This is a genomic window from Pseudoalteromonas sp. 2CM32C (assembly GCF_023161925.1).
Classification (GTDB): domain Bacteria; phylum Pseudomonadota; class Gammaproteobacteria; order Enterobacterales; family Alteromonadaceae; genus Pseudoalteromonas; species Pseudoalteromonas marina.
Map to the genome: position 1 here is coordinate 575,712 of NZ_JALNTI010000001.1, position 24,694 is coordinate 600,405.

At 39.6% G+C, this 24,694-nt stretch carries 29 protein-coding genes; 17 read left to right on the forward strand and 12 right to left on the reverse strand.

Features of this window, described 5'->3' with window-relative positions; translation table 11 throughout:
- Positions 1-8: 8 nt before the first annotated feature.
- Both mlaE and MTF67_RS02690 read right to left on the reverse strand, forming a co-directional pair.
- On the reverse strand, positions 9-788 hold the full coding sequence (gene mlaE / locus MTF67_RS02685; protein ID WP_010555663.1) for a lipid asymmetry maintenance ABC transporter permease subunit MlaE: 780 nt from the start codon (positions 786-788) through the stop codon (positions 9-11).
- Positions 788-1,603 (reverse strand): ATP-binding cassette domain-containing protein, encoded by an 816-nt coding sequence (locus MTF67_RS02690; protein ID WP_074210176.1) that lies wholly within the window; start codon positions 1,601-1,603, stop codon positions 788-790. The genes mlaE and MTF67_RS02690 overlap by 1 nt, the downstream gene beginning before the upstream one ends.
- 381 nt (positions 1,604-1,984) lie before the next feature.
- On the opposite strand from MTF67_RS02690, the gene MTF67_RS02695 reads away from it, so the two are divergent.
- The 12 genes from MTF67_RS02695 (at position 1,985) to mgtE (ending at position 11,267) form a co-directional block, all read left to right on the forward strand.
- Positions 1,985-2,953 carry a calcium/sodium antiporter gene (locus MTF67_RS02695; protein ID WP_033019047.1) on the forward strand — a complete coding sequence of 323 codons (969 nt, stop codon included), beginning with the start codon at positions 1,985-1,987 and terminating at the stop codon, positions 2,951-2,953.
- 3 nt (positions 2,954-2,956) lie between these two features.
- The gene (locus MTF67_RS02700; protein ID WP_039036371.1) at positions 2,957-3,928 is read left to right on the forward strand and encodes a KpsF/GutQ family sugar-phosphate isomerase; all 972 of its coding nucleotides are present in this window, start codon (positions 2,957-2,959) and stop codon (positions 3,926-3,928) included.
- Positions 3,929-4,480 carry a 3-deoxy-manno-octulosonate-8-phosphatase KdsC gene (kdsC, locus tag MTF67_RS02705; protein ID WP_008130305.1) on the forward strand — a complete coding sequence of 184 codons (552 nt, stop codon included), beginning with the start codon at positions 3,929-3,931 and terminating at the stop codon, positions 4,478-4,480.
- On the forward strand, positions 4,477-5,031 hold the full coding sequence (gene lptC, locus MTF67_RS02710; RefSeq protein ID WP_008130304.1) for an LPS export ABC transporter periplasmic protein LptC: 555 nt from the start codon (positions 4,477-4,479) through the stop codon (positions 5,029-5,031). The genes kdsC and lptC overlap by 4 nt, the downstream gene beginning before the upstream one ends.
- Complete coding sequence (gene lptA, locus MTF67_RS02715) at positions 5,021-5,557, forward strand: lipopolysaccharide transport periplasmic protein LptA (protein WP_203986131.1); 537 nt, start codon at positions 5,021-5,023, stop codon at positions 5,555-5,557. The genes lptC and lptA overlap by 11 nt, the downstream gene beginning before the upstream one ends.
- Positions 5,554-6,279, forward strand: coding sequence for an LPS export ABC transporter ATP-binding protein (gene lptB / locus MTF67_RS02720; RefSeq protein WP_248518634.1), 726 nt, complete (start codon positions 5,554-5,556; stop codon positions 6,277-6,279). Before lptA ends, lptB begins: the two co-directional genes overlap by 4 nt.
- Positions 6,280-6,348: 69 nt before the next feature.
- On the forward strand, positions 6,349-7,848 hold the full coding sequence (locus MTF67_RS02725) for an RNA polymerase factor sigma-54 (RefSeq protein ID WP_248518635.1): 1,500 nt from the start codon (positions 6,349-6,351) through the stop codon (positions 7,846-7,848).
- A gap of 26 nt (positions 7,849-7,874) precedes the next feature.
- Positions 7,875-8,162: a ribosome hibernation promoting factor gene (hpf, locus tag MTF67_RS02730; protein ID WP_006792096.1), complete on the forward strand. Its 288-nt coding sequence runs from the start codon at positions 7,875-7,877 to the stop codon at positions 8,160-8,162.
- 4 nt (positions 8,163-8,166) lie between these two features.
- A complete protein-coding gene (ptsN, locus tag MTF67_RS02735; protein WP_006792095.1) occupies positions 8,167-8,619 on the forward strand; it encodes a PTS IIA-like nitrogen regulatory protein PtsN in 453 nt (150 codons plus the stop codon).
- A gap of 19 nt (positions 8,620-8,638) precedes the next feature.
- Positions 8,639-9,484 (forward strand): RNase adapter RapZ, encoded by an 846-nt coding sequence (rapZ, locus tag MTF67_RS02740; protein ID WP_039036368.1) that lies wholly within the window; start codon positions 8,639-8,641, stop codon positions 9,482-9,484.
- 43 nt (positions 9,485-9,527) lie between these two features.
- On the forward strand, positions 9,528-9,800 hold the full coding sequence (locus tag MTF67_RS02745) for an HPr family phosphocarrier protein (RefSeq protein ID WP_006792093.1): 273 nt from the start codon (positions 9,528-9,530) through the stop codon (positions 9,798-9,800).
- A 108-nt stretch (positions 9,801-9,908) separates the two neighbouring features.
- Positions 9,909-11,267, forward strand: coding sequence for a magnesium transporter (gene mgtE / locus MTF67_RS02750; protein ID WP_006792092.1), 1,359 nt, complete (start codon positions 9,909-9,911; stop codon positions 11,265-11,267).
- Positions 11,268-11,335: 68 nt separating this feature from the next.
- Here the strand turns inward: mgtE and MTF67_RS02755 are convergent, their stop codons facing one another.
- Together MTF67_RS02755 and MTF67_RS02760 are read right to left on the reverse strand one after the other, a co-directional pair.
- A complete protein-coding gene (locus MTF67_RS02755) occupies positions 11,336-13,522 on the reverse strand; it encodes a YgiQ family radical SAM protein (RefSeq protein ID WP_248518636.1) in 2,187 nt (728 codons plus the stop codon).
- 107 nt (positions 13,523-13,629) lie between these two features.
- Complete coding sequence (locus tag MTF67_RS02760) at positions 13,630-15,825, reverse strand: EAL domain-containing protein (protein WP_248518637.1); 2,196 nt, start codon at positions 15,823-15,825, stop codon at positions 13,630-13,632.
- Positions 15,826-15,977: 152 nt separating this feature from the next.
- Between MTF67_RS02760 and MTF67_RS02765 the strand changes: the two genes are divergently transcribed.
- Together MTF67_RS02765 and MTF67_RS02770 are read left to right on the forward strand one after the other, a co-directional pair.
- On the forward strand, positions 15,978-16,559 hold the full coding sequence (locus MTF67_RS02765; RefSeq protein WP_248518638.1) for an SRPBCC family protein: 582 nt from the start codon (positions 15,978-15,980) through the stop codon (positions 16,557-16,559).
- Positions 16,528-17,415, forward strand: coding sequence for a TIGR03899 family protein (locus tag MTF67_RS02770; protein WP_039036364.1), 888 nt, complete (start codon positions 16,528-16,530; stop codon positions 17,413-17,415). The genes MTF67_RS02765 and MTF67_RS02770 overlap by 32 nt, the downstream gene beginning before the upstream one ends.
- Positions 17,416-17,448: 33 nt before the next feature.
- Here MTF67_RS02770 and MTF67_RS02775 read toward each other — a convergent pair whose 3' ends face one another.
- The 8 genes from MTF67_RS02775 to MTF67_RS02810 all read right to left on the reverse strand — a co-directional run bounded on the left by MTF67_RS02775 (position 17,449) and on the right by MTF67_RS02810 (position 22,967).
- Complete coding sequence (locus MTF67_RS02775; protein ID WP_008130280.1) at positions 17,449-18,219, reverse strand: TIGR04219 family outer membrane beta-barrel protein; 771 nt, start codon at positions 18,217-18,219, stop codon at positions 17,449-17,451.
- Positions 18,220-18,222: 3 nt separating this feature from the next.
- On the reverse strand, positions 18,223-19,209 hold the full coding sequence (locus tag MTF67_RS02780; protein ID WP_248518639.1) for a DUF2333 family protein: 987 nt from the start codon (positions 19,207-19,209) through the stop codon (positions 18,223-18,225).
- An 8-nt stretch (positions 19,210-19,217) separates the two neighbouring features.
- Entirely contained in the window at positions 19,218-19,727 is a 510-nt protein-coding gene (locus tag MTF67_RS02785; protein ID WP_082014408.1) for a copper chaperone PCu(A)C, read from the reverse strand.
- Positions 19,728-19,806: 79 nt separating this feature from the next.
- A complete protein-coding gene (locus tag MTF67_RS02790; protein ID WP_008130274.1) occupies positions 19,807-20,133 on the reverse strand; it encodes a hypothetical protein in 327 nt (108 codons plus the stop codon).
- A gap of 1 nt (position 20,134) precedes the next feature.
- Positions 20,135-20,350, reverse strand: coding sequence for a PspC domain-containing protein (locus MTF67_RS02795; RefSeq protein ID WP_008130273.1), 216 nt, complete (start codon positions 20,348-20,350; stop codon positions 20,135-20,137).
- 8 nt (positions 20,351-20,358) lie between these two features.
- Positions 20,359-21,039 (reverse strand): PspA/IM30 family protein, encoded by a 681-nt coding sequence (locus tag MTF67_RS02800; protein WP_248518640.1) that lies wholly within the window; start codon positions 21,037-21,039, stop codon positions 20,359-20,361.
- A gap of 239 nt (positions 21,040-21,278) precedes the next feature.
- Positions 21,279-22,211, reverse strand: coding sequence for a tRNA dihydrouridine(20/20a) synthase DusA (dusA, locus tag MTF67_RS02805; RefSeq protein ID WP_039036785.1), 933 nt, complete (start codon positions 22,209-22,211; stop codon positions 21,279-21,281).
- Positions 22,212-22,346: 135 nt separating this feature from the next.
- The gene (locus tag MTF67_RS02810; RefSeq protein WP_006792079.1) at positions 22,347-22,967 is read right to left on the reverse strand and encodes a MarC family protein; all 621 of its coding nucleotides are present in this window, start codon (positions 22,965-22,967) and stop codon (positions 22,347-22,349) included.
- A 94-nt stretch (positions 22,968-23,061) separates the two neighbouring features.
- Here MTF67_RS02810 and MTF67_RS02815 point away from each other — a divergent pair, with 94 nt between their 5' ends.
- The 3 genes from MTF67_RS02815 to MTF67_RS02825 all read left to right on the forward strand — a co-directional run bounded on the left by MTF67_RS02815 (position 23,062) and on the right by MTF67_RS02825 (position 24,465).
- Positions 23,062-23,499: a transcriptional repressor gene (locus MTF67_RS02815; RefSeq protein WP_033019044.1), complete on the forward strand. Its 438-nt coding sequence runs from the start codon at positions 23,062-23,064 to the stop codon at positions 23,497-23,499.
- A 73-nt stretch (positions 23,500-23,572) separates the two neighbouring features.
- Positions 23,573-24,040 (forward strand): chemotaxis protein CheX, encoded by a 468-nt coding sequence (locus MTF67_RS02820; protein WP_006792077.1) that lies wholly within the window; start codon positions 23,573-23,575, stop codon positions 24,038-24,040.
- Complete coding sequence (locus tag MTF67_RS02825) at positions 24,037-24,465, forward strand: secondary thiamine-phosphate synthase enzyme YjbQ (protein ID WP_248518641.1); 429 nt, start codon at positions 24,037-24,039, stop codon at positions 24,463-24,465. The genes MTF67_RS02820 and MTF67_RS02825 overlap by 4 nt, the downstream gene beginning before the upstream one ends.
- Positions 24,466-24,694: the final 229 nt, after the last annotated feature.

Genomic DNA, 24,694 nt, shown 5'->3' on the forward strand with positions numbered 1-24,694 from the left:
TACCCTAATTAGCTGGTAAACATTACCGCTGTCAAAATAAAGTCGAAACCTAAAACGGCCAATGACGAATGTACAACTGTCTCGGTAGTTGCCTTGCTGATCCCTTCCGACGTTGGAACACAGTCATAGCCTTTGTAAAGTGCAATCCAAGTAACCACTATTGCAAATACAAAGCTTTTGATTATGCCGTTTAGTACATCTGCCTGAAACGACACTTGCGATTGCATAATTGACCAAAAACTACCGGTATCTACACCTAACCAATCAACCCCGACTAAATGAGCCCCTATAATTGCAACGGCAGAGAATATAATTGCAAGTAAAGGCATGCTAATAAAACCAGCCCAAAAGCGAGGTGCAATAATACGTTTAAGTGGATCAATTGCCATCATCTCTAATGATGATAATTGTTCGGTGGCTTTCATTAGGCCTATTTCTGCGGTAAGTGCACTACCTGCACGCCCAGCAAATAATAGCGCAGTAACTACAGGGCCTAGCTCACGTAATAAACTCAGTGCTACAAGTGGCCCTAAGCTATCTTCAGCACCATACCCTACTAATACGGTGTAGCCTTGCAATGCGAGTACCATACCGATAAACAAGCCTGATACCATTATAATAAGCAGCGACTGCGAACCCACCATATAAAGCTGGCGAATAAGCAGCGGAGTGCCTTTTTTAAAATTAGGAACATGCGCGAGTGCGCTGAACAACATGTAAGCTGAGCGACCAAGGGCAGCAAAGCGACCCAGAGTTTTATGCCCTAACTTTTGAAACAAATCCAACATTAGGCTTTTTCTCCAAGCAACTCATCTGCATAGGCTTGCGCGGGGAAATGAAATGGCACAGGACCATCAGACAAACCTTTTAAAAATTGCTGAACTAGCTCAGATTCATGATTGCGCATTTCATCTGGCGTACCTGAGCCTATTACGCCCTGATCGGCAATAATAATAACGTGATCGGCAATACTCATTACTTCAGTTACATCATGGGTCACAATTAAAGACGATAAACCCAATACTTGATTGAGCGATTTAATTAACTTTACAAGCACGCCCATTGAGATAGGATCTTGGCCAGCAAACGGTTCGTCATACATGATGAGTTCTGGGTCGAGCGCTATTGCGCGAGCAAGAGCAGCACGTCTTGCCATTCCACCTGATAACTCTGAGGGCATTAAATCTTTAGCACCGCGTAAACCTACAGCCTGCAGCTTCATTAACACCACTAAACGAATAAGATCTTCACTTAGTTTTGTGTGCTCACGAATCGGAAAAGCAATATTGTCAAACACAGACATGTCGGTAAACAAGGCACCACTTTGAAATAGCATGCTCATTTTTGTACGCGCTTCATATAATTCTGAACGCGTCATGGAAGGAATACTGCCACCCTCAAATAAAATATCACCCGAATCAGGTTTTAATTGGCCACCAATTAAACGCAACATCGTGGTTTTACCGATACCGCTTGGCCCCATAATCGCAGTGATTTTGCCTTTAGGCACACTAAAGCTCATATTTTTATATATGACCCTATCGCCCCTGGAAAAGCTAACATCCTTGACTTCTACTATTGATTGCGACAAGTCGCTCTCCATAAAAATGTTCACTAGTGCCCCTATTTTAAATCTTTTTGATCCAATATGGAAAAAACAATTCGTAAGATTTTGTAATGTACGTTTAAAACACACATTACGACTCACTCATCTTCACTTAACCAACACTTAAACTGGGGTCTGTTACCTATTAAGGTTAAATTTTCAGCAACCTATTTAGAATTTTGGCAAGTCAGTACCAGGTGGTGTAGTTATTCCCCATACATCAGCAAAACTTTAATACTGAAAGCCTAACAGCCCCGACTAATTAATTTAGTAAAATGAATTAGTCTACGTAGTTGACCTTACTCTTTTATTTATACTTTCATCGTGGCATTTGTTACTATTCGCGCCATTCCTATTTTGAATAACTGGCTTAATACAATGGTTACCTCGTTTGTTATTTTGATTCTTGGTTTTGCAGCCCTAGTTTGGAGTGCTGACAGGTTTGTTTATGGTGCGGCCGCACTGGCTAAAAACTTTGGCGTACCAACCTTAATTGTTGGTTTGACTGTTGTTGCCATGGGCTCATCAGCACCTGAAATGATGGTATCAGCCTCTGCTGCATTAGCTGGAAAAACAGACACAGCGGTAGGCAACGCAATTGGCTCAAATATCACAAATATTTTACTGGTATTAGGTATTACCGCTTTATTTAGGCCTCTTAGCGTTTCTTCAAGTACATTAAAACGTGAAATCCCATTAGTGCTTATCGTATCTCTAGCTACTTGGTATATTTTTTCAGATAACTACTTTTCGCTTGCTGAAGGCGTTGCCTTATTAATTGGTTTTGTCGTCTTTATTGGTGGGCTGATTATTGTTTCGCTACGTGCTAAAAATCAAACAGACCCATTTGTATCAGAAGCATGTGATGAAGTACCCAATGACGTACCAACAAAAAAAGCAGTCATTTGGTTAGTTATTGGTATGGTATTACTCCCTGTCAGTGCACATTTTTTAATAGATTCAGCGGTCGATATTGCAAAATATTTTGGCCTAAGCGATTTAGTCATTGGCTTAACAATTATTGCAATAGGTACTAGCTTGCCCGAGCTTGCAGCTTCAATAGCAGGGGTTCTTAAAAATGAAGATGACTTAGCACTGGGTAATATTGTTGGCTCTAATATTTTTAATATTCTTGCCGTGCTGCCTTTCGCAGGCATTATTAACCCTTCTGTTATTGACCCGTCTGTTGCTAACCGCGACATACTTATTATGATTGGTGCCACGGTTGCGCTTATTATCATGTCATTGAACTTTAGAGGTGCTCAGCGCATCAATAGAGTAGAGGGCGGCTTATTATTAATCGCTTTTTTAGGCTACCAAGGGTATATTTTCAGTCAAGTAGGGTAAGTAATGGCAACGCTAAATTTTATTAAACAAGGCCTACGTGTATTAGACATAGAGCGCCAAGCATTGAGTGATATTGCACAATATGTGGATGAAAATTTTCATCAAGCATGTCAGTTAATATACGACTGCCAAGGCCGAACTATTGTTATAGGCATGGGAAAATCGGGTCATATTGGCAATAAAATAGCGGCGACATTAGCAAGTACTGGCAGCCCTGCATTTTTTGTACACCCAGGTGAGGCAAGCCATGGCGACTTAGGTATGATCACTAAAAATGATGTGGTTATGCTAATTTCTAATTCTGGTGAAACAAGCGAAGTCCTCAATATAATTCCCGTTTTGAAACGCCTCGGCGCAAAAATGATAGCCATGACAGGCAACGCTAGCTCAACAATGGCAACGCTTGCAAACGTACATATTTGCATAAAAGTACAAAAAGAAGCCTGTTCGTTAGGCTTAGCCCCTACAGCAAGCACAACAGCAACACTTGCAATGGGCGATGCCATGGCGGTTGCACTATTAGAAGCCCGCGGTTTTACAGCTGATGACTTTGCGCTATCTCACCCCGGCGGCAGTTTAGGTAAACGTTTACTGCTGACCCTAAAAGATGTCATGCATAGCGGTAAAAACACACCTATTATTAACGTTACGCAAACTATAAAAGATGCACTGATAGAAATGTCGGCAAAAGGCTTAGGCATGACAGCCATAGTTGATTCTCAGCAACAACTTGTAGGGCTCTTTACCGACGGTGATTTACGTCGTATTTTAGAACAACGAATTGATATACATACAACACAAATAGATGTTGTAATGACCAAGTCCTGCACAACGGCAACGCAAGATATTTTGGCCGCTGAAGCACTTAATATTATGGAGCAAAAGCGTATTAATGGTTTAATCATCGTTAATGAGCAAAACCACCCTATTGGTGCATTAAATATGCAAGACTTACTAAAAGCAGGAGTATTATAAATGCAATTTGAAGAGCTCTATCAACCATTGAGTGAAGACGCAAAAGCACGTGCAAAAAAAGTAAAGCTACTTATTTGTGATATTGATGGTGTGTTTTCTGATGGTCGCATTTATTTGGGTAACCAAGGCGAAGAGCTCAAAGCATTTAATACAAAAGATGGCTTTGGCATTAAAGCGCTAATTAATAGTGGCTTTGAAGTTGCGGTAATTACAGGACGCCACTCAAAAATAGTACAACAGCGTATGACAAGCTTAACAGTACAACATATATACCAAGGCCAAGAAAATAAATTACTCGCTTACGAAGAACTAAAAACAAAGCTCAATTTAAATGATGAGCAAATTGCCTACATTGGCGATGATGGCCCAGACATGCCAGTGATGGAGTTAGTAGGGTTTGCTGTTGCAGTAAATGACGCACATCCGCTAATAAAACGTTTAGCACATTATACAACACAAATGCCAGGTGGCTTTGGTGCAGTGAGAGAACTAACCGACCTGCTAATGCTTGAAAATAACAAACCTTTGACCACAAAAGGGACTAGTTCATGAATGCAGCGCGCATAATATTAAGCGTTTTATTCATCAGCTGTATGGTTTGGCTTTGGTACCCTTATTTCACACAAGTAAATTTACCACAACAAACCGAAGCAGACATAATTGCAAAGCCCGATTACACAGCCATAGAGCTAAAACAAACAGCGTATGACGAAAATGGGAAAATCAGCCATAAAGTAACGGCAGCGCGAATGGAGCTATATCAAGAATTAGGGTTTACCTTTTTTGATAAACCTATTTTTACGCTATACAACGACAAACAAACATGGCGAATTAACGCTAATGAAGCAACATTATACGAAGGCAGACAACTAATATTAGAAGGTAACGTTGTTGCTAGTAATTTAACTGATAACGCAATGATAGATAAAATTAATGCTGATAACATTCAGGTAGATATAAAATTACTAACGATGCAATCAGAGCAGCCTGTCATTGTTACAGGGCCCAATTTAAAAATCACCGGTAAAGGCTTAGAAGCCGATTTAAAAACCGAAGTGATAAAATTAATTAACCATACGCGAACTATTTATTATGACCAATAAACTATCAACACTCTTTATTATTCCAACATTTTTACTTGCATTAGGTACTAATGCCGCTGAACCAACAGCGCCAATTTCTGCAAATCAAATTTCGATTAGTGCGGATAAACAAGAGGGTCAACTAAAAGAAAACGTAGGTATCTTCGAAAAAAATGTTGAAATTATTCATGGCGACAGAAAAATTACCGCAGACCGCCTTGAGGTTCACAAGCGCGATGAGCTAGGCGACAACAAGCAATTGTTAATTGCCACAGGTACGCCTGCATATTTTGAAGAAAAACAAGCCGACGGCACAATAATGAGCGCCAGCGCTAATGAAGTTAGATACGATGTTTCAACGCGTTTTTTAACATTAATTGGAGATGCAGAGATATCTCAAGCTGGGCAAAAAATGAATGCTAAAAGCATTACCTACGATATAGAACAGCAGCTTATTAGCGCCGAAAAAGATGAAAGCTCAACTGACCGTGTACACACTATCTTAGTGCCTGTGGAGCCTAAAAAAAATGACAAAGGCCAACCATGAGTACATTAAAAGCAGAGCTACTAGCCAAAAGCTACAAAGGCCGTGAAGTTGTAAAAAATGTGGGCTTAGAAGTTCAAGCTGGCAGTATTGTAGGCTTGCTTGGGCCAAACGGCGCAGGTAAAACAACAACCTTTTACATGATTGTAGGCTTAGTCCCTAGCGACAAAGGCAAAATATCTATCGATGATAACGATATTACGCTTTTACCTATGCACAGTCGTGCTAGATTAGGCATTGGCTACTTACCACAAGAGTCGTCTATATTCAGAAAATTAACAGTGTATCAAAACTTAATGGCTATTTTAGAAACTCGAAAGGAGCTCACTAAGCAAGCCAGAGAAGATACATTAAATAATCTATTGGATGAATTTAGCATTCAACACATTCGCGACAGCAAAGGTATGGCATTATCGGGCGGAGAACGTCGCCGAGTAGAGATTGCTCGTGCTTTAGCTGCAGATCCAAAGTTTATTTTGTTAGACGAACCATTTGCCGGTGTTGACCCTATCTCAGTATTAGATATTAAAAAAATTATTGAACACCTGAAAAACCGTGGGATTGGCGTATTAATAACAGACCACAATGTAAGAGAAACCCTTGATGTTTGCGAAAAAGCCTACATTGTTTCTCATGGGGAACTGATTGCTTCTGGTACCCCTGAACACGTATTAAATGATAAAACTGTACGCGATGTATATTTAGGCGAGCAATTTAGGCTGTAACATTTACGCCTTATTTATAAGCATCTGCTAGTATTAATTATAACAACTTAAAAGGATTGTTAGAGATACATGAGGCAATCACTACAGCTGCGCATGGGCCAGCAACTTACAATGACACCTCAGTTGCAACAAGCTATTCGCTTGCTGCAATTAAGTACATTGGATCTTCAGCAAGAAATACAAGAAGCGCTCGACAGCAACCCATTACTTGAGGTTGAGGAGCAAGACTATGCCGATGATCTTGCGGGCAAAAATGAGCAAAAAGCAGATAACGATGAAGTTACAGTAACCGTATCTGCAGATGAAGCCCCTAGCGAGTATGAACAAGACAGTGGTGAAGCGCTTGCTAAAGATACCGTAAGTGACGACATGGCAATGGACGTTAGCTGGGATGAGTACATGAGTGCAGCCCCTGCATCATCTTCAGGCCCAATGCCTGAAGATGAGTCTATATATCAGGGCGCATCAACTGAAACGCTTCACGAGTACTTAATGTGGCAATTACAATTAACGCCATTTAGCCCTACAGATGAAGCCATTGCTATTGCTATTGTAGAAGCGGTGGATGATTCAGGCATACTGACACTCAGTTGCGAAGAGATTTTAGAGAGCTTTAATCAAGATAACGACGATGACGTTGAGGTTGAACTTGACGAAATAGAAGCGGTATTAAAGCGCATTCAGCTATTTGACCCAGTGGGTATTGCGGCACGTAGCTTACAAGAGTGCTTGTGTATTCAGTTAAATCAATTTGATAAAGGCACGCCTTATATTGATGAAACAAAAATGATTTTAACCGAGCACATTGATTTGTTAGCTGCTCGTGACTACCGTACATTAATGAAAAAAACGAAGCTCAAAGAAGATGAGCTTAAAGAAGTAATGACACTTATTCATACGCTCAATCCTAAGCCTGCAGACACAATAGTACGAGAAGAGTCTGAGTATGTAATACCTGATGTGTCAGTTAAAAAAATTAAAGGTCGCTGGGTTGTAGAGTTAAACCCAGACAGCATGCCAAAAATTCGTGTAAACAGCCAATATGCAGCAATGTCACGTACAGTTAAATCAAGTGGCGACAGTCAATTTATTCGCTCACATTTACAAGAAGCTAAATGGTTTATAAAAAGCTTAGAAAGTAGAAATGATACACTTTTAAAAGTAACTAACTGTATTGTTAAACAACAACAGGGCTTTTTTGAACACGGGCCAGAAGCCATGAAACCGATGGTTTTAAATGATGTTGCCGAAATGGTAGAAATGCACGAATCAACAATTTCGCGCGTAACCACGCAAAAGTATATGCACACACCGCGTGGAATATTTGAGCTTAAATACTTTTTCTCAAGCCACGTAAGTACCGAAAATGGTGGAGAATGTTCATCTACTGCAATACGTGCACTTATTAAAAAATTAATCGCAGCAGAAAACTCAGCAAAACCATTGAGTGATAGCAAAATTGCGGATATATTGGCTGAGCAAGGAATTAAAGTAGCGAGACGTACAATCGCAAAATATCGCGAATCTCTGGCTATTCCACCGTCAAATCAGCGAAAGAGCCTGATTTAAGACGCTAAACAAAGAGGGTAATGCTTATGCAACTAAATTTAACTGGTCGTCATGTAGAACTAACTGATTCATTAAGAGACTATATAAATACCAAATTTGCGAAGCTAGAAAGGCACTCTGATCATATTAATAATGTTCATGTCATTCTTGATATAGAAAAACTAAATCAAAAAGCAGAAGCAACTATTCATGTAAGTGGTGCTGAATTATTCGCATCCACTGAACATCAAGATATGTATGCAGCTATTGATTCATTGATTGACAAGCTTGACCGTCAAGTAATTAAACACAAAGAGAAGCTTGCTCGACACTAATATGATGAAATTAAGTTCACTTATATGCCAGGACTGCAGTAAAGCTGCGGTCCTTTTTAATAGTAAAAAAAGAATTTTAGAGTTTATTAGCGAGCTGGCTCACGATAAATTACCGTATTTATCTCAACAGGATATTTTGGGCGCTTTATTAACCCGCGAAAAACTAGGCAGCACAGGGATAGGAAGAGGTATTGCTATTCCACATGGCCGAATGAGCGGCGCACAAGAACCTTTAGCATTGGTGTTAGTAAGTGAAACACCGATTAATTTTGATGCTATAGACAACCGCCCTGTTGATATTTTTGTTGCACTCATCGTACCTGAAGGCGATAACCAACAGCATTTAAAGACGCTAGCAACGATAGCTGATAAACTAAAAAATAAAGAATTTTGTAAGCAGCTCCGCTGTGCTAAATCGGATGCTGAGTTGTATCAAATTATTGTTGACCAATCGTAACAAATTTAAAGGGTGATTAATGGAGTTGATTATCATAAGTGGCCGTTCTGGTTCTGGTAAGTCGGTTGCTTTGCGCGTTGTTGAAGATCTAGGTTATTATTGCGTAGATAACATTCCAGTAAATTTATTACCTTCTTTAATTAGAAGCGTTTCTGATAACTACGATAAAATTGCCGTTAGTATAGATGTGCGAAATTTACCAAAAGAGCAAGATGAATTTAATCACATCATCGAATACTTACCGGGTTTTACAAAACCAACGCTGTTCTACTTAGACAGTGAAGATCAAACCCTTATTAAGCGCTTTTCTGAAACCAGACGCTTACACCCTTTATCAATAGATTCACTTCCGCTTGATTTAGCCATAAAAAAAGAAAAAGAACTTCTCGATGTTCTAATTACGCGCGCCGATTACATGATCGATACTAGTGAGCTAAGCGTTCATCAACTTGCTGAATCAATTCGCGAAAAAATACTAGGTAAAAAAGACAAGCAGCTGATTGTTACATTTGAATCTTTTGGTTTTAAACATGGCATTCCTAAAGAGGCAGATTACGTATTTGATGCACGTTTTTTACCTAACCCGCACTGGGAGCCTGAACTAAAACCACTCAATGGCCTAGACCAACCAGTAAAAGATTATTTGGCTAGCCACAGCATAGTTCAAAAATTTACATGGCAAATACAAACCTTTGTACAAACATGGCTACCACACCTAGAGCGAAATAACAGAAGCTATTTAACTATTGCGATTGGCTGTACTGGCGGGCAACATCGCTCTGTATATTTAGCGCAAACAATTGGCGAAAGCTTTGCAGTTACGCATCCCAATGTAAAAATACGTCACAGAGAACAAGAAAAGTAATTTTACAAAACTAATAACCTGTTCAGCTTTGATAGAGTAATGTATGCGTATAGAAGACACTTTTTTAATACAAAATAAATTAGGACTGCATGCCAGAGCCGCGACTGTATTAGCCCAACTCGCTGTAAAATTTGATGCTTCAATCACCTTGTTTCAAGATGATAAAGAAGCTGCTGGTGACAGTGTATTAGCACTGATGCTACTTGAAAGTAGCCAAGGTAAAGAAGTTAAAGTGGTATGTGAAGGGCCTGATGCAGAGCAAGCTTTAAATGCCATTGGAGAACTTATTTCGCAACGATTTAACGAACAAGAGTAACGTTAATTTTTAACATTTAAATAAAATAACTATAATCAAAATAACTGGCTGCTAGGTCGTACTCCCCCACCCATTAGGTAACAGTTACAGTATAAATAAAGGACGCCAATGCCCGAAGCTTTTGAACAAGACTACCCACTACAACAACTAAAACAAGTGACCAAGTCACTTAATAGTGGTCAGTTTGTTCAAGTTAGGCGCATGCTCGCAAAAACAGCGCCATGTGATACTGCGTTATTATTAGAATCATCTCCACACAAAATTCGTCGCTTGCTATGGCAGTTAGTTGATCCTGATGTTCAAGGTGATGTACTCGAAGAATTATCAGAAGACGTGCGCCTGGGTATTATTGCCCAAATGGAGCCTGAGCACATTGCTGCTGCCACTGAAGACATGGGTCACGATGACCTAGGTGAAGTATTACGTAGTTTGCCTGACACCGTTTACCAAGACGTTGTTAGCGCCATGGACACCCAAGATAGAGAGCGCGCAACACAAGCGCTATCTTATCAAGAGCGTTCTGCTGGTGCACTCATGAACACCGATACGGTAACTATTCGCCCAGATGTGACCATTGATGTAGTACTACGTTATATTCGACTTCGCGGAGAGTTACCTGAAGGCACTGATGACCTGTATGTGGTTGATAAGCATAACTGCTTTATTGGTGCTTTATCGCTGAGTACATTGCTAACTAATCCACCAGAAAAAATTGTTCGCGATTTAATGGATGAAGAATGTGAGTCAATTCCAATTTCAATGGATGAAAGTGAAGTCGCACAACTTTTTGAGCGCCATAATTGGATCTCGGCCCCAGTTGTTGATGACAACGATCAGCTACTTGGTCGTGTCACGATCGATGATATTGTTGACGTAATTCGTGAAGACGCCGAACATAGTTTACTGAGTTTGGCGGGCCTTGATGATGAAGAAGATACCTTTGCTCCTGTCTTAAAAAGCTCTAAAAAACGCTCAGTATGGTTAGGAGTTAACTTATTAACCGCGCTTGCGGCCGCCTTTGTAGCCAGTTTTTTTGAAAGCACACTCGATATTTTACCCATTTTAGCAGTGCTTAATGGCATCGTTCCTTCTATGGGCGGTGTTGCTGGCAGTCAATCACTTACACTTGTTATTCGTGGTATAGCTGTTGGTCATATAAATCAAACCAACCAACGCTTTTTAATGATGAAAGAACTCGCTATTGGAGCACTCAATGGCATTTTGTGGTCATTGTTGATCGCGGGTGTAATTGCACTTTGGCAGTGGGACTTTATGCTCGGCGGCGTACTCGCTTTTGCCATGTTTATGAACTTAGTTGTGGCAGGGGTCGCTGGTGCAAGTATTCCAATTTTACTTAAAAAAATGAATATAGACCCTGCACTTGCAGGCAGCGTAGTGCTAACAACAGTGACAGATATTGTGGGTATTTTTGCCTTTTTAGGCACCGCCACTTGGTTGTTAATATAAATTTAAAAGCTGTTATAAAAAAACGCGCAGTTAATTTATAGCTGCGCTTTTTATTGTCTCGGTAATAACTATCTGGCCTTGTGCCTATTTCCACCCACTTTAGGTTTTGTATTAGCCTTTTTAAACTGACTAAATCCCGTATGACGTGTAAGCGCTGGGCGAGCCCCTTTACGGCCTTTATTTACGGTTTTACCCGCTTTTTCATCGCGGCCTTCTTCTGGCACTAAACAGTTTGGCCCTTTGCCAATTAGGTTAGCTTTACCCATTTTGCGAAGTGCTTCACGTATCATTGGCCAGCCCGATGCATCATGGTAGCGCAAAATAGCTTTGTGTAATCTGCGCTGGCGTGCTCCTTTTGGCACTGGCACTACTTCACTATTATTCTTGATATTACGCAGTGAGTTCATCTCTGTATGGTAAATAGTGGTCGCATTGGCCATTGGAGATGGGTAAAAGTTTTGCACTTGATCCAACTTAAAGTCGTTAGACTTAAGCCATAAAGCCATGTTTACCATATCTTCGTCTTTAGTTCCTGGGTGCGCAGAAATAAAATACGGAATTAAATACTGCTTTTTACCCGCTTCTTTCGAGTACTTATCAAATAATTCTTTAAATTGATCGTAAGCGCCCATGCCCGGCTTCATCATTTTTGATAATGGACCGTCTTCAGTATGCTCTGGCGCTATTTTTAGATACCCGCCCACATGATGTGTCACTAGCTCTTTAACATAGCGAGGATCGCGTACAGCAAGGTCATAACGAACGCCCGAAGCGATAAGAACCTTTTTAATGCCTTTTACATCACGTGCTTTTTTGTATAAATCGATTGTTGGCGTGTGATCCGTATCCATGTGCTTACAAATATCAGGGTATACGCACGATAAGCGTCGGCAGGTACTTTCTGCTTTTTTACTTGTACAACGTAATTTATACATGTTGGCCGTTGGCCCACCTAGATCAGAAATAACGCCTGTAAAACCAGGCACTTTATCTCTGATCTGTTCAATTTCTTCAATAATGGACTCTTGCGAGCGGCTTTGAATAATACGCCCTTCGTGCTCTGTAATCGAACAGAATGAACACCCACCAAAGCAGCCACGCATAATATTCACCGACGTTTTTATCATGTCGTAAGCAGGTATTTTAGCGTCGCCATAACGTGGATGAGGAATTCGTTGATAAGGTAATCCAAATACCGCATCCATTTCATGTGTTTCTAAAGGATAAGCCGGTGGGTTAACCCAAATAGAGCGATCGCCATGACGCTGGAATAAAGCTCTTGCACAACCAGGGTTAGTTTCTTGGTGTAATATCCTTGAGGCATGTGCGTATAAAGGTTTGTTAACACTTACTTGCTCGTACGCTGGAAGTTTAACATACGTTTTCTCCCATGGCTTAGGACGCGCTGGCTGCACGGTAATAGGCTTTGCAGCTTCTGCTTTTAAATCAATACCAGCTTGTTTAAATTCAGACTTACTGCAGCCAACATCATCGGCTCCGTAAGGATTTGGAATGGGGTCTATTTTACCTATTTTATCAATAGCCGTTGAATCACTCCCCCGCCAGCCCGGCAAAGGTTCTTTACGAATAACAGCGGTACCACGAATGTCTTGAATCGTATCCATCGTTTCACCACCGGCAATGCGGTGGGCAACTTCTACTAATGGGCGCTCAGCATTTCCGTAAATCAATATATTGGCTTTTGAGTCAAACAAGATACTACGGCGCACTTTTTCTTGCCAATAATCATAATGAGCTATCCTACGAAGGCTGGCCTCAATACCGCCAATAACAATAGGAATACCTTTGTATGCTTCACGACACTTCTGAGAGTAAATCATCACCGCACGATCTGGGCGTTTACCACCTATATTGTCTGGTGTATAAGCATCATCGTGGCGCATACGCTTTTCAGCTGTGTAACGGTTAATCATTGAGTCCATGTTGCCAGCAGTTACACCAAAAAATAGGTTTGGCCTGCCAAGCTCCATAAATGCATCTTTTGTATCCCATTTTGGCTGAGCAATAATCCCCACTCTAAAGCCTTGCGCTTCGAGCACACGTCCTATCACTGCCATCCCAAAGCTTGGGTGGTCAACATACGCATCACCACTAATTATTATTATGTCGCAGCTATCCCAGCCAAGTGCATCCATTTCTTCGCGTGATGTAGGTAAAAATGGTGCAGTGCCGTAACACTCAGCCCAATACTTGGGGTAAGAGAATAAGGCGCGCTTAGCTTTGAGTGTGCTCATAAATGTGACCGTAGAATAACAAAAGGCGCAAATTATACATCATAGACTTGTTTATATATACAACATTACAACGTATGAAATACCTTTAACACTAAGCCTATAACTATCTATGTTTTTCGTTTACTAATGAACTCTAATAACTTGTTTTCAGGCATAGGTTTAGCATACATAAACCCTTGTACTTCATCGCATCCTAAGTCTTTTAAAAACTTAGCTTGTTCCTGCGTTTCAACACCCTCTGCTATTGTTTTTAAACCTAACTTTGCACCTAACGATATTACTAATCCAGCAACGGCACCGGTATCACCATTATTAAGATCTTTAATAAACGACCTATCAATCTTTAGCCTATCGATAGGAAGGCTTTGTATATAACTTAATGAAGAAAACCCTGTGCCAAAGTCATCAATAGCAACTTCAATACCCAACGCCTTAAGCTCCCTCAGAGTATTAATAACCGTGTCTAATTCATCCATTACTACGCTTTCAGTGACTTCAAGCTCAATGTTTTTTGGGTCCACACCGTATTTTAGTAAGGTATTTTTTACTGTTTGCGCATACCCTTTAACTTTAAATTGCGGAACCGACACGTTAACAGCAATACATATTTCAGTTCCTTCATTTTCTAATCGCTTTTGCTGTTGGCACGCTTGCTCTAACACCCACTGCCCTATATCAACGATGAGTCCAGCGTCTTCAGCTAAAGGTATGAACACTGCGGGTGAAATGTAGGTGCCATTTTCCAACGGCCAGCGTAAAAGAGCTTCGCAGCCAATTAATGACAAATCATCAAACGATAACTGCGGTTGGTACCATACTTCGAGCTTCCCTCTGGCAAAATCATGGCGCAGCTGTCTAATTAAACCTAATCGCCACTCCATTTTTTCTTGCATATCAATACTGTAATAAACACCTTCCTTGTGCTTTATTTTTTTAGCATGATTTAAAGCAATGTAAGCCACTTTTAATGTTTCTAAACCAGAGCCTTGAAAGTCTTGCTGTTGGCATAAGCCAATTCTAAAATCGATGGGTAACACATGTTCCGCAGCAGAAAACGACGGACTTAACTTTTCATTAAAATCAGTTAAAACAAATTCACTTTTTGGGATTAAAAAACCAAATACATCAGCACCTACACGAGAGAGTAATTGAGCTGTGGGGACAATTGCTCTCAAACGCTCAACAATAGCAATAAGTAGCTTATTACCTACATCTTGCCCTAAGCCATCATTTATATCTGAGAAGTTAATAACGTCTAACAAAACAAACACATATTTGTTTTCACTGGCGTTTTGAAAATCATCTATGCGCTCAATAAAATCAGTTCTATTTGAAATACCAGTGAGTAGGTCTTTATAAGCTGCATCTCTTAGCTTTACAAACAACCGTATATTATCGAGCGCAATACTAATATTAGTTAAAAATATTTCAGCAAACTGCAGTTGAATATCTGTCGGTGCTCCACCACTCTCAATATATAAAGCAGCTTTGCGGTGCTTACTTTTTAAAATAAAGGTGATGCTGTTATCTGTATATTGATGAGTGAGTTGTCCAAAACAGGCCTCAACCTGAGATAACGCAGTTTGGTTAACATTAACTAATTTTTCACCAAAATATTCTTCGTACTTTTCACACCCGCCCAGAACCTGAATAAAATTTTCACCATCAAGCTTGGTACAAATTAATCCGTTAGATTTACAACCTAAAATAACCCCCATAAATTCAAGTGCTTTATTGCACAATACTTTTATATCTGTTTGCCCCAAAATGTATTTAGAGGCAGATAAAATAGTATTCATCGCTTGCGCTTGATACTCAAGTAGGCATATCTGTTCGTAAGAACGAATAGCAGCAATAAGCGTTGTCACAAGTTTTGAGCGTGTCAGCTCTGTTTTAGTTTTGTAATCGTTTATATCGTATTCACGAATAACTTTTTCTTCGGGGATATTAGCGGCTTGGCCCGTACGTAAAATAATGCGAACGCGTTTGTTATTAAGAGTGTCTCTGACATGTTTAACCACCTGAAAGCCGGCATCGTCAGTTTCCATAATAACGTCTAAAAAAATAACAGATATATCATTGGGCTGAGTAAGTATATTTTTGGCCTCAGCGCCAGAATATGCGTGATGAAACCTAAGCCTAGCACCACCATACTCTAGTCCAGATAATGCGAGTTTTGTAACCGTATGAATTTCTTCGTCGTCGTCTACAATTAAAATATCCCAATAACGAGATGGCTCAACAACTATTTCGTCGTCTTGCTGTGGGTCTAAAAATAGAAAATCATTTTGTTCAGACGACATATTTACCCTTTTTCTGATACTGCTTAATGCTTAAATATTCTAACGTAATGTTTAAAAAGCTATAAATTTAGTTTTTGGCTTATGATCTAATTCATACTATAGTCGATTAACAAAAAGTTGTTATATATATAGTTAAAAAAACTACCAAAGGTATGGTTATTAAATTATTAAAAGTACTGTTCAAATACGTATTAGTTTTACTACTTATAGTAGTCGTAGTCGGATTACTGCTGCCTCAAGATTATCGTGTAAGTAAACACATAGAAATTAATGCCAATACCAGTACAATAAAAACACTTGTTGCCGACTTTAACCAATGGCACACATGGTCACCTTGGCAGCAAGTAGACCCCACCATTGAGTTTATTGTTAATGAACCTGGTGCTGGTGTAGGCGCTCATCAATCATGGATAGGAAAATGGGGATATGGTGAAATGACTATAACCTCCCTAAGTGATGATGAAATGTCGTTCAACATATTGCTAAATAATGAACACATTATTGAAGGCACACTTACATTTTCACCGCAGGCAAATGCCAATATCGTGACCTGTTATATTGAGGGACAATCAACGACTCTTCTCATTTCAGGCTATATGGCACTCGTATATGAGTATATTTTAAATAACACTCTAGAGCTTGGGTTAAATAATTTAAAAACCGTAGCACAATTAAGCGATATACAAAGCGTAGCAAATAGCCATGACAGTAAAAACAGCACAAGCACGGATTAATCTAGCTAATATAATAGAATCGTTACTTGGCTACCCTGTGACTAAGGTGCCCAACAACGACACTTCGCCATCATCAGAACAAAGTTACAATACAAAAGGGCAAGTAAAACCGCAGTACCATATAAATAGCGAACACCCTTTGCTGACTCGCGCAAAGCAAAGACAAGATTTACTGGCTATTAAGCGCCAACAAAATATAGAAGCTATATTAACCAAAGCAATGGAGTTTTGCCCCGATGTAGCTAGCAATAAACACCCTGATGCAGATTGGGTTGAACACTTTATTGCTTTATGTGAGGACACCTCAAATAGCTCTATGCAAGCATTGTGGGCAAAAATTTTAACCGGTGAAACATTAAGCCCGGGGACTTTTTCAATTAAAAGCTTACAAACACTAAAACACATGACTCAGCGCGAAGCCGACTCTTTGCAAAAATGCGTGTCTTTGTCAGGTTATAATGAAAAAGACGATAGCCACTTTATTTTACTTGGCTTTTATAAAAAACCGTCTTTATTTGACCTACTTCGTAAGGGAAATAAAGTGTCATTAAATTTAGGTAAAACAGGAATAGGCTTTCCTGATATTTTAACTTTAATGGATTTGAATTTGCTTTACAGAAAAGAAATCGAATCTGCGGTGCTTAAAGCTGGCCAAGAACTCACGTTGTCGTTTTTATCTCAAAAGGTGACGCTTAAAGCAAAAAATAGTGATTTGGTTTTAAGCTATTACAAATTCACACAAACCGGCGATGAACTATCTAAACTCATACGATTTCCTGTAAATAAAGTATATAAGCAGCTGGTAAACACGGCACTAGAGGGAGAGTTTGATTTAGCGTGGCATACTACAAAATAGGACGCCACGCTTTGTTCAATTAGAAGGCACTAATTAAAAATGAACCTGAATACCTGCAAACGGACCCGATGCGTCAATATCAGTAGTAATATCATCAATATCGTCAAGCTCTAATACCATTGATCGGTAACCTGCTTTAACAGCAATATCTACAGCTAAGTTATCTACAAGTTCCCAAGCAACACCTACTTGATAATCTTGCACTTTACTATCGTCAATTGCCAAAAGGCTGCCTTCAAAAAACACACTTAAACCTGTAAGTGGTAAGCCTGCTTCTGCACGCGCGTATGCAAGTGGCACAAAACCAGAAAACTCAACCGTTTCAGTAAAATTTGCGCCGCCATCTTGCGTTGTACCATTAACAATGATGTCACCGTCAAACTGCTTTGCGTTTAGACCTAAATCAATAGAAATCAGGTCATTATCAAATATTTCGTAATACAAAATGTAATCTACATGCGTTAAATCGCTTACAGAATTAACGGTTGTACCCACTACATAGTCTGAACCATTAAAGCTAAACGTATCATTTAGTACAGTAGAGCCATTTAGCTCAAGTTCTGTATACTTTAATTTAAGATTAGGTACTAATGGCACCGGGTGCTCAAGCGCGGCGTAATAGCTTATGTATGTTTCATCTTCAAAGTTAAAATCTTGAGGTGCATTTGCTTTGTAAGAAAGCTGACCTTCATTATCCGACTGCCAACCATCAACACCTACATATAAACCTAATAGGGTATCAGCCTGAGCTGCAGGTGCTAAACATGCCATAGATAAGGCAGCTGCTAAACAATACTTTTTCATTTTTTATCCTTGCGCTAATAGTTCGCTAAGTTCGATTAAAGCCGCGTTGGCTCTAGAAATATAATTTGCCATAACAAGAGAATGATTAGCAACATAGCCAAAACCATTTCCGTTTAAAATTAGTGGGCTCCATACAGTTTCTTGCGTGGCTTCAAGTTCACGAATGATTTGCTGTAAGCTAACGCGTGCGTTTTTCTTTTCAAGTACATCGTTAAAGTCATACTCTACAGCTTGTAAAAAATGCAGTAACGCCCACGTTGCACCACGAGATTCATAAAACACATCATCTATATCAAGCCATGGTGTTCTTACTTGCTGCTGCAATGGAGCAAGCGTTGCTTGCTTATTTGAAGAATTACCAGCTAAGTCAGTATTAACTTTATCTTGCCCAACACTTGCACTTAAACGCTGACTTAGACTGCCTAAACGTTTTTCAGCTTCTTTTAACCAACTACGTAAGTTATCAGCGCGGGCATAAAACTGACTATCGCGCTCATGCTGATGAGCCATTTGCGTACGGTAAACAATTAAGTAATCAATCCCTTTTTGGTACTCGCCCTCAGCACTTGGCCACGCCCAAGCTTCAGAACTTATATTAAATTGAGGTTGTGCTTTTTTAAGCGCTTCGTGTTCAGTTGATTGCGATTGAGAGCGGCTAAAATCTTTTCTCATAGAAAGTGATAAATCACGAACCATTTCAAGTGCGCCATATTCCCAAGCAGGCATATCATCCATAATAATGCTAGGTGGTATAACGTCGTTTGATAAATATCCGCCTGACTTATCAAGTAGCGTATTTGCAACAGTGATAAGTGTTGATGTAGTAATGTAACCCGTCACCATCGTTTCATTTCGAAGTTGTGCTTGCTCTTTTGCACTTTCAACCACATCAAAACGTGAAGGCTCAGTACTCCAGTAAACGGCAATGGCGTAAAATATAATAAGCAGTATAACTATAATGCCTGCTATTTTTCCTTTGTGTTGCGACATGTAAACTCCTAATGATGAGAATGTTGTGCTGACGACTTAGCTTTATTTATTTGCGACTCTAGCGTAACCACCTCAATATTTGTAAATAAGCGATTACCATCACTAAAATATAGCGTTAGTTTGCGTTCTTGCCCTGCTTTTAAAGGCTCTTGTGGCTCAAATACCATTAAATGATAGCCTCCAGGCTGAAAATCGACACTTTCATGCGCTTTCACAATGACCGATTCGACCTTTTGCATTTTCATCATACCATCAACATGTGCATGCTCATGTATTTCAACACGTGCTAGTCCGTCAATACTGGCCTTTGTTAATATTGCATTTGTACCACTATGATTGGAAATAGTTAAGTAGGCGGCACTTGCCTTACCGCCAGGTAAGAACTCTCTAACTTGCGCGTTACTTACTTCAAGTTGTGCGGTATCGGCTGAATGGTTATGGCCAGAGTGCGCAGCCAAAGATGACGAAAAAAAACTAAAAGCCAATGCAGACACAAAAGATAAACACAATTTTGTCATCATTTTAATCCTTGTAAAAACGTAATATCACACGTTAAATTTAACATAGTTAACGGGGAATAGTGAGTTAAATTAAGGATTAAGAAACCACTTTTTTGTTATCAGCCACTAACCAGCACAATACGGCAATAAATAATAATGGCCATGCAATCATCACTGAGCCAAATAGCAAAGCCAAAACAGTACCAATAACAGCCACTGCTGCTGCACCAATCAAACCTAAAGTCACTAACGCAGCAATTGCGGCAACGGCTACAATGGCTATAAGTACACTCACTAATTCAACACCAACCCAGCTCATATCTGCAATCCACAATGGAAACTGCCACGTGTCAAAGTTTAAAAATGAGAATGAGTTAGTAAAAAACACCAAATAAATGAGTATACAAACAGCTATAGCTTTCATTTTAAAATTCCTTAATATGCTTTTCTTCTAAACAGCAATGCGCAATAAAATAACTAAGCGCAACTACAAACGGAAAACTTAAAAACAGTAAAATAGTAACCAAACGTGTTGCCCACACCGGAAAATCTAATCGGTAAGCTAAGCCACTACATACGCCAGATATCTTTTTATTTAGCGTGTCTTTAAACCAACCACGCTGATGATTAAATCGACTCATAATTCCCCCTAGGCGCTTTGTTTAGAACTAACATTTAAGCGTGCTTTTAAACTAGCCAGCTCTGTTTCAATTTTTTCGTTTTTAACAAGTGACTCGATTTGAGTTGCCGTCGAATTAGCCTTATCAGTTAACTCATACGCCTCGACTTGTGCTTCAATACCCTCAACACGTTGCTCTATTTGCTCAAAACGAGAGAGTGCATGAGCTACTTTATCGCTATTTAACTGAGTATTTATATGCGACCTGGCAACGGCTACATCATGGCGCTGCGCTAGTTGAGCTTGCTTTGTTTTTGCCTCTGCTATTTTTTGTTGAAGGCGTTCACAGTCAGATCTAATTTTTAATAAAGACTCTTGTAAAGTCTCACGTTGAGCTTGCTTCTTTTCAATGCTTTCGCTTACAGCTTGTTTAGAAATGAGTGCTGACTTTGCAAGATCATCACGTCCTTTTTCAATTGCTAACTCAGCTTTAGATTGCCATGTCGCAAGCTCTGCTTTTTTAGTATCAAGGTGGCGGTTAATTGCTTTTTCTTCACATAAAAGCGCAGCGGCTGTGCTTCGGCATTCGTTTAATGCATCCTGCATATCGTTAAGCATTAAGTTAACCAGCTTTTGAGGATCTTCTGCTTTATCAAGCATTGCCACTATATTTGATTGAATAACATCGTTTACGCGATTAACTATTCCCATTGTATTCTCCTGTTGATTTTTAATTAATTACAACAAGTAGATTCCAAGAGTTATGCCAAGTCACTTTATATTAATAAAAGAAGCTTATTATCAAAGAGTTGAAATGAAAAAGATAAGATTAAAATGACCACACACTGAATAGTGCTAAGTATAATTGGCCAATAAATTATGTTTTTGACTAATTTTTAGGATCAAAAAAGCCACTGTATAAGTGGCTTTATATATTACGTTTGAAAAAATTACTCGGGAACAAAGCTAAGTGCTTTATCCATTACAGATAAATCAGCCTGCTTGCCATGGCCGTTCTCTGAAAGGTGACGTCTAAAGCCACGCGCACCAGGTTGCCCCTGAAAAATACCCAGCATATGACGTGCAACATGCCAAAAATTAGCGCCTAATCGCATTTCTTCTTCAATATAATCATACATTGAGCGTACAACATCATGACGGGTTTGCGTGTTAGCTGTATCGCCGTAAATTTTTTCATCAACCTCGTTAAGCATAAACGGATTACTGTAGGCCTCGCGCCCAACCATAACCCCGTCAATGTATTGAAGATGCTCAAGGCTTTGCTCAATCGTTTTCACGCCGCCATTAATACTTAAATCGAGTTGCGGATAATCTTTCTTAAGTTGATATACACGCGGGTAATCAAGTGGCGGGACTTCACGGTTTTCTTTAGGGCTGAGACCATTTAGCCATGCTTTGCGCGCATGGATAATAAAGTCATCACAGCCTACTTTATGACTTGCTTCAATTAACGCACATAAAAACTCATACGAATCTTGCTCGTCTATGCCAATGCGCGTTTTGACAGTCACCGGAATACTAACTTCATTTTTCATTGCCGCAACGCACTGAGCAACCAATTCGGGTTCGGCCATTAAACACGCACCAAAGCGACCATTTTGAACCCGATCTGACGGGCAACCTACGTTTAAATTAATTTCATCATAACCACGCTCACCGGCAAGCTTTGCACATTTTGCCAATGCCTCAGGATCAGAACCACCCAATTGCAATGCAACAGGTCCCTCATGCTGGTTAAAATGCAAGTAGTCGCCTCGGCCAAACAAAATAGCGCCCGTGGTGATCATTTCTGTGTATAGCACGGTGTGCTTTGTCATTTTACGATGAAAAGTACGACAATGACGGTCAGTCCAATCAAGCATTGGCGCGACAGAAAAGCGTCTGTTTAAAGTTGGTTTATCCAAAATATATTCATCCAAATGTAAAACCCTAGTGGGTATAAAAGCAAGGCGTTTAAAGGAGGCGCATTTTACACAAAACCCCGACTAGCAGCAATATTAGCTATATACCTGCAAACCAAAGTAATGCGCTATACCATTTAAAATATTAGTTACTGCAACAGAGCTTAAAATAAGTCCCATTATTCTACTTATAATACTCGCGCCACTATCGCCAATAACTTTATGCACATGTGTTGCAAGTAAAAGTAATATGAGTACCAAAGCTAAAACAGCAAGCATCATCGAGGACGTCATGAGTTGCTCAATCCAAGTAAACTCTTCATTACGCGTCATAAGCACAGCACCTAACATAGCGCCTGGGCTCGCGATTGAAGGAATAGCCAATGGAAAGATGGCTGTTTCAGTGCTGTCACGTACGCTTTTTATTTCAGTTTCGGGTTTGCTTTCACCAAAAATCATCGACAGTGCAAAAAGCAGCAGCACTATGCCGCCCGCAATCTGAAAAGCCGACAATGGAATTTCAATCGCATTTAATAGAAGCTCACCAGCTACAACAAAAAATAGCAGCACAACAGCCGATACCCCAACGGCCTTAAAGATGACTTTGCGCTTAAATTTATCATCTTCTCCTCGGGTTACTGCGATAAATACAGGTACAGTTCCTATTGGGTCTATCACCGCAAAAAAGAAGATAAAAATGGCTAATAATTCGTTCATTTCGGGGTTTCCTAAATAAAAAGCGCCTAATAAAAACACTGCAACTACAACACAGTATGTTAGTATATCATGGTAGCGTAAGGATAAGAGAATGATGAATATAGAATCACTAGTTAGTAAAGCTAAGCAAGTATGTGACAACCGTGGCGCTCGTTTTACGCCTATCCGTGAAAAAGTATTTCGCTTATTAGCCAGTGCACAAGGTGGTGTAGGTGCCTATGATCTACTAGAACAACTCAAAATTACTGAGTCTGGTGCCAAGCCAGCCACTATTTATCGTGCATTAGACTTTTTAGCCGAACTAGGATTTATTCATAAAATTGAAAGCACCAACGCATTTATGTTGTGTCATCATTTTGATCATATTCATCCTGTACAATTGCTAATTTGCGATAACTGCGGATACGTTAAAGAACTTCACTCTACCGTTATCTCTCATGAGCTAAACAACTTAGCGGCAGAAAGTGGGTTTGTAGTATCAGGGCAAACAATTGAAGCTCATGGTAAATGTGAGTCTTGCAGAGCTTTATAAAAACAAAATAATTCTTTATGGCTATACTAGTAAGTTGTAGCCATTCAATAGCACAAATTTAAGAGTATTCAGTATGAATGTAGAGTTTATCAATCCTTTTTTATCATCATTAATCAACGTGTTAAGCACCATGGCACAAACACAGTTGAAACCTGGTAAACCGCGCATTAAAACTGATGAAGTCGCCTGTGGCGATGTATCTGGTTTAATTGGTATGGTTGGCCCGCAAACGCGTGGGTCGTTCTCAATTACTTTTGACGAAAGCCTAGCTCTTACAATTATGGAACGTATGCTTGGCGAGCGCCCAGATACTATTAATGAAGAAGTCACAGACATGGTGGGTGAAATCACTAATATGGTAACCGGTGGTGCAAAAAACCTGTTAGGCGAAAAAGGGTTTGATTTTGATATGGCTACACCTATTGTTGTTTCAGGTGCGGGCCATACAATAACACATAAAAGCCAGGGCAAAAAAATCATAATGCCATTTAGTAGCGACGCTGGCACAGCTAATATAGAAGTTAGTTTCGATACACTATGAGTTGGCAACAAAAAACAATTGCACTAAAACCTCGTTCTCGGGGTTTTCACTTAATTGATGATGACGTTTTAAACCAACTTCCCGAAATTGCCTACTACAAAGTAGGTTTACTGCATTTATTTATTCAACACACATCAGCAAGTCTAACGATTAACGAAAATGCCGATCCTACTGTGCGTATGGATATGGAAAGCCACTTTAATAAATTTGTACCTGAGCGACAGCCTTATTATCGTCATGATTATGAAGGCGACGACGATATGCCTGCCCACATAAAAACCAGCACACTTGGTTGTGAGTTAAGTATTCCAATTTCAAATGGATACTTAGCCCTAGGAACTTGGCAGGGTATTTATTTAGGCGAACACCGAGATGTTGGTGGCGCAAGGCGCATTATAGCAACTATTCAAGGTGAGCTGCTTTAACTGAAATTTCAAAACTTCTCAGTCAAAAAATATCCCCCCCCTCTTAATTCAACTATATGACCTCAGGATAAAATATCGCTTTATTAATGAAAAGCTGGCTCTGCGCAAAAAGTGATAACGTCAAATAATCAAAGCCTGAATGCTGCATATTACAAATAGGAAAAATTAGGTAATAAAGGTTTGAATTATGCTTTTTAATGTAGATATTTTGAAAGGATAAAAATATTGG